This window comes from Streptomyces spirodelae (genome assembly GCF_017676385.1).
In the GTDB taxonomy this organism is placed as follows: Bacteria; Actinomycetota; Actinomycetes; order Streptomycetales; family Streptomycetaceae; genus Streptomyces; species Streptomyces spirodelae.
Genome location: NZ_JAFFZN010000021.1, coordinates 84,492 through 100,561 on the forward strand (window position 1 = coordinate 84,492; position 16,070 = coordinate 100,561).

General features: G+C 70.9%; 13 protein-coding genes. 6 read left to right on the top strand and 7 right to left on the bottom strand.

The genetic code is table 11. The annotated features are described in order from the left end of the window. Nucleotides 1-92 precede the first annotated feature (92 nt). Nucleotides 93-1,412, top strand: a complete 1,320-nt coding sequence (locus JW592_RS21860) for a cation:proton antiporter (RefSeq protein ID WP_209266897.1) — start codon at nt 93-95, stop codon at nt 1,410-1,412. A gap of 464 nt (nt 1,413-1,876) precedes the next feature. On the opposite strand, the gene JW592_RS21865 is transcribed toward JW592_RS21860, so the two are convergent. From JW592_RS21865 to JW592_RS21895, 7 genes are all read right to left on the bottom strand, one after another. Continuing rightward, a complete protein-coding gene (locus tag JW592_RS21865; RefSeq protein WP_209266898.1) occupies nt 1,877-2,752 on the bottom strand; it encodes a glycosyltransferase family 2 protein in 876 nt (291 codons plus the stop codon). Nucleotides 2,753-2,839: 87 nt separating this feature from the next. After that, nucleotides 2,840-3,706 (bottom strand): LLM class flavin-dependent oxidoreductase, encoded by an 867-nt coding sequence (locus tag JW592_RS21870; protein WP_209266899.1) that lies wholly within the window; start codon nt 3,704-3,706, stop codon nt 2,840-2,842. Between the two features lie 11 nt (nt 3,707-3,717). Then, on the bottom strand, nt 3,718-4,761 hold the full coding sequence (locus tag JW592_RS21875; protein ID WP_209266900.1) for a methyltransferase: 1,044 nt from the start codon (nt 4,759-4,761) through the stop codon (nt 3,718-3,720). Further along, nucleotides 4,758-6,320: a peptide MFS transporter gene (locus JW592_RS21880; RefSeq protein ID WP_209266901.1), complete on the bottom strand. Its 1,563-nt coding sequence runs from the start codon at nt 6,318-6,320 to the stop codon at nt 4,758-4,760. The genes JW592_RS21875 and JW592_RS21880 overlap by 4 nt, the downstream gene beginning before the upstream one ends. Beyond that, complete coding sequence (locus JW592_RS21885) at nt 6,317-7,732, bottom strand: NAD(P)/FAD-dependent oxidoreductase (RefSeq protein ID WP_209266902.1); 1,416 nt, start codon at nt 7,730-7,732, stop codon at nt 6,317-6,319. The genes JW592_RS21880 and JW592_RS21885 overlap by 4 nt, the downstream gene beginning before the upstream one ends. A gap of 173 nt (nt 7,733-7,905) precedes the next feature. Then, nucleotides 7,906-9,108, bottom strand: a complete 1,203-nt coding sequence (locus JW592_RS21890; protein WP_209266903.1) for an FAD-dependent monooxygenase — start codon at nt 9,106-9,108, stop codon at nt 7,906-7,908. Nucleotides 9,109-9,212: 104 nt separating this feature from the next. After that, nucleotides 9,213-10,868 (bottom strand): multicopper oxidase family protein, encoded by a 1,656-nt coding sequence (locus JW592_RS21895; RefSeq protein ID WP_209266904.1) that lies wholly within the window; start codon nt 10,866-10,868, stop codon nt 9,213-9,215. 148 nt (nt 10,869-11,016) lie between these two features. Here JW592_RS21895 and JW592_RS21900 point away from each other — a divergent pair, with 148 nt between their 5' ends. The 5 genes from JW592_RS21900 to JW592_RS21920 all read left to right on the top strand — a co-directional run bounded on the left by JW592_RS21900 (nt 11,017) and on the right by JW592_RS21920 (nt 15,987). Continuing rightward, nucleotides 11,017-11,703: an SDR family NAD(P)-dependent oxidoreductase gene (locus JW592_RS21900; protein ID WP_209266905.1), complete on the top strand. Its 687-nt coding sequence runs from the start codon at nt 11,017-11,019 to the stop codon at nt 11,701-11,703. Nucleotides 11,704-11,807: 104 nt separating this feature from the next. Then, nucleotides 11,808-12,209 (top strand): VOC family protein, encoded by a 402-nt coding sequence (locus JW592_RS21905; protein ID WP_209266906.1) that lies wholly within the window; start codon nt 11,808-11,810, stop codon nt 12,207-12,209. Between the two features lie 205 nt (nt 12,210-12,414). Further along, entirely contained in the window at nt 12,415-12,861 is a 447-nt protein-coding gene (locus tag JW592_RS33235) for a VOC family protein (RefSeq protein WP_209266907.1), read from the top strand. Nucleotides 12,862-12,976: 115 nt separating this feature from the next. Beyond that, nucleotides 12,977-14,209 carry a cytochrome P450 gene (locus tag JW592_RS21915; protein WP_307805498.1) on the top strand — a complete coding sequence of 411 codons (1,233 nt, stop codon included), beginning with the start codon at nt 12,977-12,979 and terminating at the stop codon, nt 14,207-14,209. A gap of 74 nt (nt 14,210-14,283) precedes the next feature. Continuing rightward, nucleotides 14,284-15,987 carry an MFS transporter gene (locus JW592_RS21920; protein ID WP_209266908.1) on the top strand — a complete coding sequence of 568 codons (1,704 nt, stop codon included), beginning with the start codon at nt 14,284-14,286 and terminating at the stop codon, nt 15,985-15,987. The last annotated feature ends 83 nt before the right edge of the window (nt 15,988-16,070 follow it).

Below are 16,070 nucleotides of genomic sequence, written 5' to 3' on the forward strand. Positions count from 1 at the left end.
CGGCCGCGGCGTGGCAGCCGGCCGTCCCGGGCCGGCCGCGCGACCCGGCCGCGCCGCTCGGCACCGTCCGGTACCGCGCAGGGGGCGCACTCATGACTCCGGAGCAGCTCCAGTCCTTCTTTCTGGGACTCGCCGCCATCCTGGCACTCAGCCGTCTGCTCGGCGCCGCGGCCCGCAGAATCGGGCAGCCGCCCGTGGTGGGCGAGCTGCTCGCCGGGGTGCTCGTGGGACCCACCCTGTTCGGCGGCGCCCTCGCCGGCCACCTCTTCCCCACCGACATCCGGCCCATGCTCGGCGCGCTGGCCGACCTCGGCCTCGTGCTGTTCATGTTCGTGGTGGGCTACGAGCTGGACCTGACCCGGCTCCGCGGCAGGGAACGCGTCGCGGTGAGCGTGTCGCTGTGCTCCGTACTGGTGCCGCTGACCCTCGGCGGGCTGCTCGCGCTGTATCTCGCCGAGCGGCACGCGACCGGCAGCCGCGCCGCGTTCGTGCTCTTCCTCGGCGCCGCCATGGCGGTCACCGCGTTCCCCGTGCTGGCCCGCATCCTCGCCGACAGCGGGCTGGGCCGCACCCGGATCGGCGGAATCGCGCTGGCCGCGGCGGCACTCGACGACATCCTCGCCTGGTCGCTGCTGGCCGTTGTCGTCACCGTCGCGGGCGGCGACGGCCAGTGGCGGCTGCTGCTGGCGCCCGCCTACCTCGCGGTGATGCTGCTCGCCGTACGGCCCTGCCTGCGCCGGCTGTTCGAGGGGCGGCGCACGGCCCCGCCACGGGCCGGCTGGGAGGGCTGGGCGCGCGAGCATGTGACCGCCGACCAGTTGATCGTCGTACTGGGCGGGCTGCTGCTCTCCTGCCTGGCGACGGCCTGGATGGGCGCCCACTTCGTCTTCGGCGCCTTCCTGTTCGGCGCCGTGATGCCGCGCGACACCTCACGCCGGCTGCGGCACCAGATCACCGACCGGCTGGAGTACGTGACCCGGCTGTTGCTGCTGCCCTCCTTCTTCGTCATCGCCGGCCTCCAGGTCGACCTCTCCCGCCTCGGCGCCCGCGGACTGGGCGAACTCGGCCTGATCCTGCTGACCGCCATCACCGCCAAGTTCGCCGGCGCGTACGCGGGCGCCCGGCTCAACCGGGTGCCCCACGCGCAGAGCGGAGTGCTCGCAGCGCTGATGAACACCCGCGGTCTGACGGAACTGGTCATCCTGACCGTCGGCCTCCAACTGAACGTCATCGACCGCGACTTGTACGCCCTCATGGTCGTCATGGCCCTGGCGACCACCGCCATGACCGGCCCCCTGCTGTCGCTGCTGGGCCGCCGCCACGGGGGCCCGGCAGCTCTGGGCGACTTCACCTTCCCAGCGGAGCCCGTTGAAAGCGCCCCACTGACGCGGACTCCCTCCGGCAAGAGCTGAACTCCTGCGACCCCTGATCGCCATTGCGACCATCAGATCCGTTCGAGGCCGGTCAGAGCCTGTTCATGTGTGGAGAACGCCGACGGCGGGCGGCGAGTCCACGAAGGTCGGCTGTGGTACGTCCGGAGAGCAGCAAGCCAGAGACGAGCGCTTGGACGGCGGGACGTGCGTGAACCTCTTGCGGGGCGCAGCGTTCGGCTGCCATGAGACTGGCAATGCAGGCGTCACGGTGCCCCCACCGGTTGTGGGCATGCGCCATGTCCGTATACAGCCGGGCGCGGCGGCGCTCGATGCTGGGCAGGTGACCCGCTGGGCGGCTACGCCTCAGCTCACCGGCTGGCCGCAACGCTGGAGTGGAAGCCATCCATCACTGTCGCTGGCGGAGTGGCCCGCTATGTGCGGTGGCTTGGCAAGACCCCGGGGGCGGTGCCGGACTGGCTGCTGGCCGAGCGGTCCACCGTCACCTAGAGCACCGGAGGCCGACCGAGGCGGGTCATGCGCCAAACCGTGGCCCACCGCATCGGCCGACGCGGTGCGCACGAGGTGCGCATGCCTTCGGTGAATCCGCCGAACCAGGCGCGGAGCCCGCCCCAAGAGCGGGTGCGTGCCAGGGTGAGGAGGGTCCAAGCGCCCAGGTAGACGGGGACGAGTGGCGCCGGCAGGTGGCGTTTGGCCAGCCAGACCCGGTTGCGGGCGACCATGCGGTGGAAGACCGCGTGCCGGGTCGGTGACGTCCATGGGTGCTGGAGCACGACGTCCGGCTCGTAGAGCACCTTCCAGCCCGCGTCCAGAGCGCGCCAGGCCAGGTCGGTCTCCTCATGGGCGTAGAAGAAGGCATCCGGCCAACCGCCGGTCTGCTCCAGCATCCGGGCCGCGAGGGCATGGCCGCCGCCGAGGAAGGTGGTGACCGGTCCGCCGCGCATCGGGTCACCGGCCCGCAGCCGGGGCACATGGCGGCGCTGGGTGCGCCCGCGCTCGTCGCAGATCCGGAAGCTGACGATGCCCAGCCGCTCGTCCTGCTCGTAGAGGCGGGCCAGGCGGGTGAAGACATCGCGGCTGATCAGCAGTCCGTCATCGTCCAGGTCCACCACCACATCGACGTCCCCGAACTCCGCCAGACGGGCGAGGGCCGCGTTCCGGCCGCCTGTCACGCCCAGGTTCTCCGGCAGTTCGAGACCCGTCACCCTCTTGGGCAGTGACGGAAGCGGTGCCCCGTTCCCGATGACCACCACCCGCTGCGCAGGCGTCTCCTGCGAGGCGACCGACTCCAGCAGCTCCATCAGCTCGGCAGGCCGGTTGCCCATTGTCAGGATGGCGACGCCGATACGCGGGTGACTCACAGATGAACGCTCCGTTCCTCGGGACTGAGGCAGATGCTAACGGTCCGCGTGACGGGGCCGACCACAGGAGAGCATGGCCCGTGATCCTCAGCGCAGGGCGGCCTCGGCCAGGAGGTTCAGCTGGCCGGGGGCTGCCGTGCAGGGGAAGACGAGGAGTTCGTCGCAGCCGGCTTCGGCGTAGGCCGTGGCCGTCTCGCGGAGCGACTCCGCGTCGGTGATGACGGCCTTGGCGGCCATCTCCGCCTTGGGGCCGATGAAGGCGTAGTAGGCACGCAGATAGTGCTCCGCCGTGGTGCGCGCTTCGGGGCCCAGGCAGGCGTAGACGAGGGCGACCAGGCGCGGGCTGTCGGTGCGGCCCTCGGTGCGCCAGGCCGCGCGGGCCTGCTGCGCCAGGTCGGCGTAGGCCGTGGCGGAGCTGCCGCCGGCGATCCAGCCGTTCGCATGGCGGGCGGCGCGGCGCATGGCTGCGGGGGTGTGGCCGCCGACGATCAGTTCGGGGCCGGGTGGGGTCGGGCGGGGGCCGACGCCCGTGACGCCGGTGTCGGTCTGCTTGCCGTCCCAGATGTTGCGGAGTTCGGTCAGGAGGGAGTCCAGGCGGCGGCCCCGGTTGCGGTAGGGCGCACCCGTTGCCTGGAAGTCGTCCTCCCTGCCGCCCGCCGCGGTGCCGACGGTCAGCCGGCCGCCGGAGATCTCGTGCAGGGTGGCCAGTTGTTTGGCCAACAGCGGGGTGCCGGGGCGGTAGGCCGCCAGGAGGATGCTGGTGGCCAGCCGGATGCGCGTGGTGACTGCTGCCGCCGCGGTGAGCGCTGTGAGGGGTTCGTAGCTGTCGTAGACGAGGCGGTCGAGTACGCCCAGCGTCGAGAAGCCGTGCTCCTCGGCGCGGACCGCCCAGTCGACGAGCCGCCGCCCGTCGACGTCGGGCACGGTGGTGGGCAGGCCCACTCCGATCTCCACGGTCGGTCTCCTTAACGTCGGGCGGCCCGTTTGCGGGCGATCAGCAGGGTGTTGCCGAGCGGCAGCGGATGGCTGGTCACGTCGGTGAAGCCGGCCTGCTCCATCCAGCCGGTGCAGTGGCCGGGGTGGTATCCGGCGCCTGCCGGGGTCATCACCAGCATGTGGAGGCTGGCGATCAGCGAGGCGAGTTCCGGCTTGTCGCCGTTCATCGGGTCGTAGACGAGCAGCGCGCCGCCCTCGTTGACGGCCGCGTACGCCTTCTCGATGAGCGTGCGGCGCTCGTCGCGGGAGAAGTCGGCGAGTACGTGGCCGATGACGACGACGTCCGCGGGTGGCAGGGGGTCGGTGAAGAAGTCACCCCCTGAGAAGGTGACGTTTTCCGGTACCCCGAGATCCTTGGTGTGCTCCGCGCAGGGTTCGGCGTTCTGCGGGCGGTCGAAGACGGTTGCCGTCAGGCCGGGGCGCTCGCGGACGATGCGCGCCGCGAGGTTGCCGCGCGCTCCGCCCACGTCGGTGAGGGTGTTGTATCCGGACCAGTCCAGTGCCTCCAGGAGGTGGGGGATCAGCGGCTGGCTGAGGGAGTCCTGCATGGCCAGGAACATCCGCCGCGCGTGCGGATCGCTGAGCATGGCCTCGAAGTCGCCCTCGGCCTGCGGCTTTCCGGTGCGCAGCGCCTCGGTGAGCCGGCCCCAGGCCGGGTAGAGGACGAAGCCCGCGCCCTCCAGGAAGCCGCCCTGGTAGTCGGGGCCGCGCACCAGATGCCGCTGGGCCGCCTCGCTGTTGCGGTAGCGGCCGTACTGCCGTTCCAGCAGCCCGACGGCGGTCAGCGCGTCGAAGAAGTCCGACGCGGCGCGCGGGTGCAGACCCAGCGCGGCCCGTAGTTCCTCGGCCTCCGCCGTGCCGTCGGCCGTCTCGGCGAGCGCTGTGAACACGCCCAGTTCCAGCGCGCTGAGCAGCAGCTTGGAGGCGGCGAAGCCGAGGCCGAGCTGGGCGATCCCGGCCGCCTGTGGCGAGTCCAGGACGGTGGATTCCGGTACCGGGGAAACGGAGGTCATGCGGGGTCACCTTCCTGGACAGGCGTGGGCGCGGGCTCGGACGCGGAGCCGGAAGCGGCCCCGGTCTCGTCGGCCTCCGGGGCCAGTCCGCGCGCCACCGTGTGCCGGCGCAGCGCGAGCGTGCCACCGACAGTGAGGGCGAGTACCGCCAGCAGCAGGTAGTACAGCGCCTCGGGAATGACGTCGATCAGCCGGACGAGGCCGCTGCCCGCGCCGCCGCCGAGCGCGGCGAACAGCCACAGCAGCCCGAGCATGTGCGCGATGAAGCGGCGCGGCAGCACATCTGCGACAGCGGCGATACCCACGGCGGCGACGATGAGTTCACCGCAGGCGTGCATCAGGTAGACCACCAGCAGCCACAGCGGGGAGACCTTCTCGTCGCCGGATGCCAGCCCGGCGGCCAGCGCCATGACCAGGAAGCTGACTCCGGTCAGCAGCAGTCCGGCGGAGAACTTGGCCGGGACGCCGGCGCGCCCGCCGCCGTGCTTGAGCAGCATCCACGCGAAGACCGGCGCCAGCACGAGAATGAACAGCGGGGTGGCCGACTGCAGCCAGCTGACGGGCACTTCGAAGCCGAGTACGTCACGGTCGGTGGAATTCTTGGCGAACAGGGTCAGGGACGAGCCGTCCTGGGCGATCAGCGACCAGAACAGGGTCGAGCCGAGAAAGATCCACAGGAACGAGCGCAACCGCCTGCGGTCGCCGGGCCCCAGCTCACGGCTGCGGTAGAGCACGGTGTAGGCGACGACGGGTGCGACGATCGAGGCCATGCCGACCAAGGCGATGCCACTGCCGGCCGTCAGGGCTCCGGCCGCTGCCATACCGCCCAGCAGCAGCGTGAGCACACCCGCGACAGTTCCCACCCGCCGTTTGACACGGCGCGCCTCCTCCACTTCCAGCGGCCGACCGGGCTTCTCGCCCACGCCCTGGAACTGCGGCTTGGCCAGAGCGACCTGGATGGTACCGATGAGCATGGCGGTGCCCGATACGCCGAAGCCGAGCCGCCAGTCGACTCGTTCGCCGAGGAACCCGGCGATCAGCGGCGAGGTCAGCGCGCTGACCTGGATGCCCACATAGATCAACGAGATGCCCGCCTCGCGGCGCCCGTTGTCCTTGAACATCAGGTTGAGCAGGGCCTGGTGGTTGGGCTTGTACAGGCCCATGCCGACGGCCAGCAGGACGAGCGCGAGCGGGGTGAGCCACAGCAGCGGCGTGGCCAGCGCGAAGTGGCCCGCGGTGGTGACGGCGGCGCCGAGCAGCAGCGTGCGGCGGGGGCCGAGCAGCCGGTCGGCGATCCAGCCGCCGGGCAGGCACAACATGAAGGCCAGCCCGATCCAGGCGCCGAACAGCGCGGCGGCGTCCGCCTTGGCGAGCCCGAGCCCTCCCTCGTCGCGGGGCGCGACGGCGAACAGTACGAGGATCGCCTGCATCCCGAAGAAGCCGAAGCGCTCCCACAGGTCGCTCATGAACAGGGTGCGGAACCAGTTGGGCCAGGGGCGCAGCGAGGCTGAGGCGCTGTCCTTCCCCGGCGCCGGGGAGGCGGAGTCGGCGGCGGTCACGCGGGGCCTCCTTCAGCGCCCGTGGCCTTCGTCCTGGCCAGGTGCAGCTGCGGGCGGAAGGCGAGGTACAGCCCGCCGACGGCGTTCTGCTCGCTCATGGGGGCCTGCTTCTGCTCGTGGACCTTGTTGAGGTTGGCGAGCGGGTTGGGGTCGCCGCTCTCGGCGCCGTTGAGGTGGGCGTGCACGCTGGCGTACACGTCCTGTGCGTCCTCCATGTCGGCGATTCCGGTGATGATGCGGTCGAAGGCGTCCTGGAGGTTGAGGTTCTCGCGCTGCGAGGAGGTGAGCTTCTGGGCGTTGTAGAAGTGGTGCTCCTTGCCGCGGTAGCTCTCGTAGAAGACGGAGACCAGCACCAGCAGCCGCTCGTAGGCGTGCCGGTAGACCGTGTTGAAGAAGTGCCAGGCTTCCTCTTCCTCGACCTCACCGCGGATGACGCTGCCGAGGGAGGCGCTGGCCAGCATGGCGCTGTAGGTGGCCAGGTGTACGCCGGTGGACAGCAGCGGGTCGAGGAAGCAGGCGGCGTCGCCGCACATCAGATAGCCGGGGCGGCCGAAGTTCTCGGCCGTGTAGGAGTAGTCCTGCTCGACCTTCATTCCGCTGACCTGTTCGGCGCCGCCCAGCAGCTTGGTGACGGCGGGGCACTCGGCCAGCACCTGGTCGTAGACCTGCTGGATGCCGCCGAGGCGGTTGCGCTTCTCGTTGAAGATGTCCCGCCCGGTGACCAGGCCGATGCTGGTGGTGCCGTCGTGCAGCGGGATCACCCAGAACCAGCCGTCGGGTGCCGAGCAGACGGCGATGGCGCCCTCGGGGCCGCGGTCCAGCGGTTTGACGTTCTTCCAGTAGGTCCAGGCCGCCACATTGCGGAAGATCTCGTGGTACTGGCGGTTCTTGACGTGCCGGGCCGCCATGACGCCGCCGCGCCCGGAGGCGTCGATGACGTAGTCGAAGCTGATGCGCCCGTTCTCGGCGGGGTCCTTGGTGCCGGCCCACTGGGCGGCGACGGGACGCTCGCCGTCGAACTCCAGCTCCTTGACGGTGATGTTCTCCACGACCTCGACACCCAGCGACTCGGCGTGCCGCAGCAGCAGCTCGTCGAACTCGGAGCGGATGACCTGCCAGGCATTGGTGCCGTCGTCGCCCAGGTTGTCGAACTTGACCTCCCACTCCTCAGGCCCCCAGAAGAAGTAGGCGCCGCCCTTGGGCTGGAAGCCGTGGGCCTGCACCTTGTCCCACACGCCGAGCAGTTCGAGGATCGGCCGGCACGAGGGGAGGATCGACTCGCCGATGTGGTAGCGCGGGAACGTGTCGCGTTCCAGCAGGGTGACCTCGAATCCCTGCTTGGCCAGCAGTCCGGCCGCCGTGGACCCGGCAGGCCCGCCCCCGATGACGAGGATCTGGGTGGAACCACGCATGAACTTCTCCATTCCTCCGGGGTCCTGGACAGGTCGGTCGGAAGACTCGGACCCTCCCCGGCACGGTGCGCCGGACTGCCGGAGGAGCGGTGGAGACAGCCTTGAAACGTCAGCCCCCCACATACGGTCAGGGGCGCGCCCGGATGGGCGCGCCCCTGCTGGGTGGAGCTGGTTCAGACGCGGGCGGTCGTCACCGGGTCCTCCCAGGGGACGCGGTAGGAGTAGACCGGCTCGGTGGCCTTCACGCCGAGCTTGAGGAAGAAGGGCAGCACCAGATCGCGCACGGCACGCTGGAAGCCGTTGCTGGCGGCCTTCTGGTTGCCGGTCTTGCGCCCCTCCTTGATGATTTTCTCGACGCGGCCCTTGCGAATGCCCTGGAACGCGGCGAAGGCCCGCTCCGGCTCGCCCAGATCCCGCAGGCACTTGGCCAGCACGATCGCGTCCTCCATCGCCATCGAGGCACCCTGCCCGACGTGCGGCGAGGTGGCGTGCGCCGCGTCCCCCACCAGGCAGACCCGCCCCTTGTACCAGGTGGGCAGGGAGGGCATGTCGTAGATCGGGTAGCCGATGATCCCGGACGGGGTGTCCTCGATCAGCTGCGGCACCGGGTAGTGGTCCTTGCGGTGCTTGGCCAACAGCCGCCGCTGCCACTCCTCGTGGGTGACGGCCTCGATCTCGCCCCGGGCGGGCTCCCGGGACTGGTGGTAGTTCTCGAACCAGTAGATCTCCCCGCCGGGCGTGGTCTGGTGACCGAAGAACCCGTCGAGGCAGAACGACATCCGCATCGTGCCGTCCTCGGGAGCGCCGTACCGGGAGCGGGTGTAGCCGGCTGTCCCGATGACACCCGTGTACGTCGGCCTGGGGGCGTCCGGCAGCACCGAGTACCGCGTCCTGGAGTGGATACCGTCGCAGCCGACCATGAAGTCGCCCTCGGCGGTGGAGCCGTCGCGGAACCGTACGGTGACGCCGTCGCCGGTCTCGGTGACGCTCTCGAAGAACTTCCCGAACTCGATACGCACCCCCCGCTCCACTGCGGCCTCGCGCAGCCCCTTGTTCAGCAGGCCGCGCTTGAGCAGCAGCGTCTCCGCCGGGTTCTCGCCGAGCTGCTTGCCCCGGTGGTTGAGGAAGGCGGTGCTGGTGGTGGGCGACCCGTACTGCTCGACGTTCTGCCTGATGCCCAGGGTCTCCAGCACCGCCAGCCCGTTGGGCGCGAGGTTGAGAAAGGCGCCCACGTCGTCGCGCGGCGCCTCGCTCGCCTCGTGGATGACGGCCTCCACACCGATCCGCTGGAGGTAGAGAGCCAGCACCGGACCGGCGATCCCGCAGCCGATGAGCAGCGCCCTGCGCGACGGTGCCGGCGCTTGTGGGTTACCCATGCTTTTCCTCGCCTCTCGTCAAGACAGCGGTTCTGCTGCCGCCGTGTCGGGAGCGTAGGCAAGGGCACTTGCGGACCACTCGAATGACTGACCCCGCGTGCCCCTCAGTGGTGGCCCCCTCGTACGCGGCGGGGAGCGGAGCCCTCGGTTCCGGGTTTCACCACGGTGAACTGCCCCATCATCCCCTGGTCCTCGTGCTTGAGCATGTGGCAGTGGAACATGTAAGGGGTGGCCGGATCGACATGCTCCGGCATCGGTACGGCCAGCCGCACCGTCTCCTGCGGGCGCAGATAGACGGTGTCCTTCAGCCCCCGCAGCCGCGCGGGGACGGGCCGCCCGCCGTACGAGACGACGCTGAAGCTGGTGCCGTGCACATGGAAGGAGTGCGGCACCCCGTCGATGCCCTGCACGTCCCACAGTTCGACGGCGCGCGCGGGTGCCACCTGGTCGATACGGTTCATGTCCATCGAGCGGCCGTTGATCTGGATGCCGGACAGCTCGAAGTACCTCCGGTGCGCGGAACCGGGGGCCGTAGGCGGTTCCGGTGCGCCGGGCAGCTTGCCGGGCACTTCGCCGGAGCCGCGCAGCGTCTTCCCGGCGCGGAACTGGATGAGGTCGAAGGTGTCCTCGCCGCCGTCCAGCCGCCCGTTGGGGAAGCCGACGCCGAGGTCGGGCGGGTAGCTGCGCAGCACCACCTTCTCGCCCGGTTCGAAGGGCACAACGATCTCGGCGCGTTCGGCGGGCGCGAGCTGCAGGCGGCGCATCCGCAGGGGGTTCGACAGCAGGCCGCTCTCCTGCGCTACGAGGTGGAAGGAGCGGCCGTCGGTGAGTCCGAGGTTGTAGACGCGCGCGTTGGACCCGTTCAGCACGCGCAGCCGCAGCAGCCGGGTGGTGACCTTCAGATGCGGGTTGTGGGTGCCGTTGACGAAGATGTTGTCGCCGAGGACGCCGAGGGAGCCGGCGCCGGCCAGCTCCTCCATGAAGGAGACGCCGCGCAGCGACAGCGAGCCGTCGTCGTGGAAGGCCCGGTCCTGCAGGATGAGCGGCACATCGTCCACGCCGTAGGTGTGCGGCAGGCCGGCGTCCTGGGAGTGCTCGTCCTCGATCAGGAACAGCCCGGCGATGCCGCGGGTGACGTGGTCGGCGGTCTTGCCGTGCGGGTGCGGGTGGTACCAGAGCGTCGCCGCCGGCTGGTCGAGGCGCCAGCTGGGCCGCCACACCTCGCCCGGTGCGACCGCCTGATGCGGACCCCCGTCGAACTCGGCGGGCAGGTGCATACCGTGCCAGTGCAGGGTGGTGGTCTCCGGGAGCCCGTTGGTGAACGCGACCGAGACGGTGTCCCCGCGCCGGGCGCGCAGCGTGGGGCCGAGGAACGGCCCGTTGATGCCCCAGGTGGGGGTCTTCTTGCCGGGGATCAGGGTGCTGGTGCCGGTGCGGGCCTTGAGGGTGAAGTGCCGTCGGCCGCGGTCGTCCTTCTCCGGCTCCAGCAGTCGGGGTACGGCCACCGGGTTGCGGAAGTCCAGCTCGCCGACGTTGGACAGCTTGCGGTCGCGGTAGACCATCGCGAAGGTGACGCCGTAGGCGCCGCCGGTCAGCGCGCCCAGACCCAGCAGCGAGCCCGCGGTGATCAGGATGCGGCGGCGGACGACCCGCTTGCGGCTGCGGGCGGGCGGCCCGGCCTGTGAGCCGTTGCGCCCGCCCGCGCCGGAGGGATCGGCACCTGCGGGGTCGGGGGTCGCGCTGTGCGGCGGTCTGGTCATCGCTCCATCATGCCGGAGGTTCGGCAACGCCCGCTGCATTCCCGGTCGTTGGGGACGGCGCGGTCGAGTGGGACTCCACCGGGACGCGGCATGCTGCCGCCGCGGCCTGCTGCTGCCGCGTTCCGACGACACGCGGGAGGGCGATCCCATGGCGGAGGTCTCCAGGACTGCTCTGGTCACCGGCGGCAATCGCGGCATCGGACACGCGGTCGCCGCGCTGCTGCACGGACGCGGACACCGCGTGATCGTCGCCTCGCGGGACGGTGACCAGGCCCGGGCGGCGGCCGAGCGGCTGGGCGCGGGGGCGCGGGGCGCCCGGCTGGACGTCACGGACGCCGCGGCGGTGGCCGAGCTGCACGCCTCGGTGGGCGAGGTCGACATCCTGGTCAACAACGCCGGAGTGCAGCTCGACTGGGGCGAGGAGCCGACGGGGATCGACCTGGCGCTGGTGCACAGCACGCTGGAGGTCAATCTGCTGGGCGCGTGGCGGATGGCGCAGGCGTTCGTACCTGACATGGTGCGCCGGGGCTGGGGGCGGGTCGTCAACATCTCCAGCGGCACCGCCTCGTTCGACCTCGGCCTGCCCGGCCGGTGTCCGGCCTACTCCGTCTCCAAGTCCTCCCTCAACGCGCTGACGGTGCTGCTCGCCCGCGAGACCGAGGGCACCGGGGTGCTGGTGAACGCCATCAACCCCGGGCTGGTCCGCTCCCGGATGCGGCCGGATGCCGAGCAGTCGCCGCAGGAGGCCGCCGAGCACATCGTGCGTGCGGCCACGCTGCCCGACGACGGCCCTTCGGGGGCCTTCCTGCGCCGGGACGCCGTCATCGGCTGGTGAGAGCGGCCCGCGGCGGTCCCCCGACCGCGTCCCCAGACATCTTCGAGGGCCGCTGGCTACTCCTGGGAGCGACAGCGCATCCCAGCCCTGCGGAGGTACTCCCAGTGATCAACGGCGTGAACAAGATCTTCATCTTCGTCGACGACCAGCAGAAGGCCAAGGAGTTCTGGACCCAGACCATGGGCTTCGGTCTCCACCTGGACTCCGAGGAATGCCCGGGCGCGGGATGGGTCGAGGTGGTGACGCCGGACAAGCGGGCCATCCTCATCCTGGCGCAGCGCCCCGAGGGCATGCCCAGCACCGCAGGACAGCGCTCCCACACGGCGTTCTACTGCGACGACATCCACAAGACCGTGGCCGAGCTGCGGTCGCGCGGGGTCGAGATCGCGAACGACATCACCGAGGAGCACTGGGGCCTGTCGGCGGACTTCAAGGACCCGCTGGGCACCCTGTTCAACATCGGTGAGCGCACCCCCGAGGTCCAGCCCCCGCCGCCCGGCGACTGACGCCCGGCAACTGACGCACCGCACGCGGTCGTCGCGGCTCCCGACGATTCCGCCGGACCCGGGCCGTCGTGGCTGACCACCGTTGCGGCGGAATCCGTTTCCGCCGCAACGGCGCAGCCGCAACAGGGAGGGTCCGGCGGAATCGTCTGCGGGCGCGACCCGCCACGCACCGGCCCACTCACCACACCCGCAGGAGGTATCCACCGTGCCAGGGGAGAACACAGCGGCCGCCGGCGACGACATCCGGGCCGGCCAGCCGACCCTCTTCACCGGTGACATCGAGGCGATGGCGGCGTTCTACCGCACCATCGGCTTCGTGGAGACCTACCGGTTCCCCACCAAGGAGGAGCCGGTCTTCATCACGCTCAAGTGGAGCGCCTTTCATCTCACGCTTGCCGACGAGGCCGCCGTACGGGCCTCGACCGGGCTGGACGGCATCGGTGCCTCCACCGGCCGCCGGTTCGACATCACCGTCATCGTCGAGGACGTCGACAAAACCGTCGGCGCGCTGCGCGAGGCCGGTGCCCCGGTGGTGCTGGACCCCCGCGACCAGCCCTGGGGCGACCGGCACGCCTATGTGACCGACCCCGAGGGCAACTACGTGCAGATCACCACGCACAGCAACCACGACTTCGGGTGGAGCGGCGCATGAACGTCTCCTGCCGCACTCGAGCTGGACTCGAGGCGCTGCTGGGACCCTGGCCGGTGCGTCCGGTCACATCGCTGCGACCTCCGCACGAACGAACAGCCTCCGAAGGGAGCCAGGTGTGACCACGACAGGTCCACGGCCGGCCGCGCCCCGTCAGGAACAGCCGCCCCTCGCCTATCCGTTGGGCGAGCCCACCCGCCTCGATCTGCACCCCGGCTACGCCCGGCTGCTCGCCGAGGCGCCGCTCACCCGGGTGACCATGCCGCACGGCGGCACCGCCTGGCTGGCGACCGGGTACGAGGCGGTGCGCGAGGTGATGTCCTCACCCGCGGTCAGCCGCGCGGCCGCCGCTGAGAACCCGGCGATACCCCGGCTGATGCCCGAGCCCCCGCCCGCCGGGACGATCATGACGCTCGACCCGCCGGAGCACTCCCGGCTGCGCCGCCTGGTCAGCAAGGCGTTCACGGCCCGCCGGGTGGAGGCCATGCGGCCCCGTATCCAGAAGGCCGTCGACGAACTGCTGGACGAGATGGTGGCGCACGGCGCCCCCGCCGATCTGGTGCGGCATCTGGCCGTGCCGCTGCCGGTGCGGGTGATCTGCGAGGTGATGGGCGTACCCGTCGAGGACGAGAAGCACTTCCGCGCCTTCACCGAGGGCATCATGGGCACCACGGCCTTCGACTCGGACGAGGTCAAGGCCGCGATGGGCAACTTCTTCGGCTACTTCGCCCAGTTGGTCGCCGAGCGCCGCGCCAACCCCACCGACGACCTGCTCGGTGCGCTGGTCACGGCGCGGGACGACGACGACAAGCTCAGCGAGCAGGAGCTGGTGTGGCTGGGGGTGGCGCTGCTCATCGGGGGCCACGAGACCACCCTGAACCAGATCACCAACTTCACCTATGTGCTGCTGAACAACCCGGCGCGCGCCCAGGAGCTGCGCGAGCACCCCGAGCTGTGGCCCAGGGCCGTGGAGGAGCTGCTGCGGTACGTGCCCACCGGCGCGGGCTCCGCGTTCGCCAGCCTGGTCACCGAGGACACGGTGCTGCACGGGGTACCGGTGGCCGCGGGTGAGGCGGTGATCGTGGACCTGGGTGCCGCCAACCGCGACCCGGCCGCCTTCGACCACCCCGATGAGCTGGACTTCCACCGGGAGCCCAACCACCACTTGGCCATGGGCCACGGAGCCCACTTCTGCCTGGGCGCCCAACTCGCCAGGATGGAACTGCACATCGCGCTGGGCACGCTCCTCGACCGCTTCCCCGGCCTGCGGCCGGCGGTGCCCGAAGAGAACCTCACCTGGCGCACGGGGTCGCTGATCCGTGGTCTGGACGAGCTGCCCGTCACCTGGTGACGGCCCGCCCGTGATCGGCTCGAGACCCCGGACCGCCCACAACCACATAGCACCGACAGTGCGGAGTTGGAGACATGACCACCACAGCGGACAACTCGGTGACCCCGGCGGCCGAGCCGTACCCCAAGCGCTGGATGGCGCTCGGGGTGCTGCTCGCCGCGGCCTTCATGGACCTGCTGGACGTCACGATCGTCAACATCGCCTTACCCGACATCCGCAGTGACCTGGACGCCGGCTACGCGGCCTCCCAGTGGGTGGTGACGGCCTACACCCTGGCCTTCGGTCTGGGGCTGATCACGGGCGGCCGGATGGGGGACCGCTACGGCCGCAAGCGGATCTTCCTGCTGGGCATCGGCTTGTTCACGCTCTCCTCGCTGCTGTGCGGTATCGCGCCCGACGTCGAGGTGCTGGTGACGGCGCGTGCGGTGCAGGGCATCGCGTCGGCGCTGATGGTGCCGCAGATCATGGCGACGGTGTACGCGATCTTCCCGGGGAACGAACGGGGCGGCGCCAGCGGCGCCTACGGCGCGGTGACCGGGCTGGCCGCGGTGGCGGGACCGCTGCTGGGTGGCGTGTTCGTCGCCTACGACGTGCTGGGCCTCGGCTGGCGCGCGGTCTTCCTCGTCAACGTACCCATCGGCATCGCCGCGCTGTTCGCGGCCTCCGTACTGGTGCCGGAGACCAAGTCGGACTTCCCGCTGCGGATGGACATCCTCGGCGTGGTCCTGGTCAGCGCCAGCCTGCTGCTCCTGCTGTATCCACTGGTGCAGGGGCGCACCAGCGGGTGGCCCGCCTGGATGGTCGTGGCGGTGATCGCGGCGCCGCTGGTCATGGTCGGCTACGCGCTGCACGCACGGGCCAAGGAGCGACGGGACCACTCCGCGCTGGTGCCGCTGCGGCTGTTCGGGCAGCCCGGGTTCAGCGCGGGCACCGTCGTGCTGTTCGTCTTCGACGCGACGATGATCGGCTTCTTCCTGGCCATCTCGCTCACCCTGCAGATCGGTCTGGGCTACAGCGCCATGCGCACCGGTCTGCTCTTCCTGCCGTGGGCGATCGGCGCCGGTCTCACCTCCGGTGCTGCCGACGGTCTTGTCGGCAAGCTGGGGCGGCATCTGCTCACCGCCGGGGCGCTGGTGATGGCCGCCGGCATGCTGTGGTTCGCGCTGGCACTTGAGCCGGGCGCGGGCTGGTGGGAGCTGGCGCCTGGGCTGTTCCTGGCGGGCATCGGCATGGGCGGCGTCATCGGCCCGGCCTTCACCGTCGCGGGCGCCCATGTGGAGGGCAGGGACGCGGGTGCCGCCTCCGGTTCGCTGAGCGCCGCTGTCCAGCTCGGCAATGCCACGGGTGCCGCGCTGCTGGGTGTCCTGCTGTTCACACCGCTCGCCAACGCCGCGCCCGACGCGTACGACGGTCACGACAAGCAGCTGCGGACCGAGCTGAGGGCCGCCGGTATTCCGGCCTCCGAGGCGCGCGAGCTCTCGGCGCAGCTGCGGCCCTGCTTCGTCGACTACGCCGAGGAGGAGAACCCCGACAAACAACCGAAGAGCTGTGGTCCGGTGTTCGAGCGGGCCGGCAGCGACCCCAGGGTGCAGCAGGCGGTGGACAAGGCGGTGGACGCGGGCCGAGCGGACATGTTCACCGACACCTTCGGCCGCTTCGTGTGGTTCACGGTCGGCGGCCTGGTCGTCGTCGCGCTGCTCGCCCAGACGATGCCGCGCGAGGTGCGGGGCTACGAGAGCTGGGGCGAGGAGAGCGAGGCCCAGGAGGCCAAGGGCTGACCCGCCCGGCCCCTACGCGGTGGAGCCCCGGCCCTGGGAACAGGGCCGGGGCTCCACCGCGTGCGGGGAGATGCCGTACGGCA

Coding starts and splice junctions, on each gene's coding strand:
- JW592_RS21860 (WP_209266897.1), top strand. CDS start 93: ATGACTCCGGAGCAGCTCCAGTCCTTCTTTCTGGGACTCGCCGCCATC.
- JW592_RS21875 (WP_209266900.1), bottom strand. CDS start 4,761: ATGACCTCCGTTTCCCCGGTACCGGAATCCACCGTCCTGGACTCGCCA.
- JW592_RS21885 (WP_209266902.1), bottom strand. CDS start 7,732: ATGCGTGGTTCCACCCAGATCCTCGTCATCGGGGGCGGGCCTGCCGGG.
- JW592_RS21890 (WP_209266903.1), bottom strand. CDS start 9,108: ATGGGTAACCCACAAGCGCCGGCACCGTCGCGCAGGGCGCTGCTCATC.
- JW592_RS21895 (WP_209266904.1), bottom strand. CDS start 10,868: ATGACCAGACCGCCGCACAGCGCGACCCCCGACCCCGCAGGTGCCGAT.
- JW592_RS21900 (WP_209266905.1), top strand. CDS start 11,017: ATGGCGGAGGTCTCCAGGACTGCTCTGGTCACCGGCGGCAATCGCGGC.
- JW592_RS21920 (WP_209266908.1), top strand. CDS start 14,284: ATGACCACCACAGCGGACAACTCGGTGACCCCGGCGGCCGAGCCGTAC.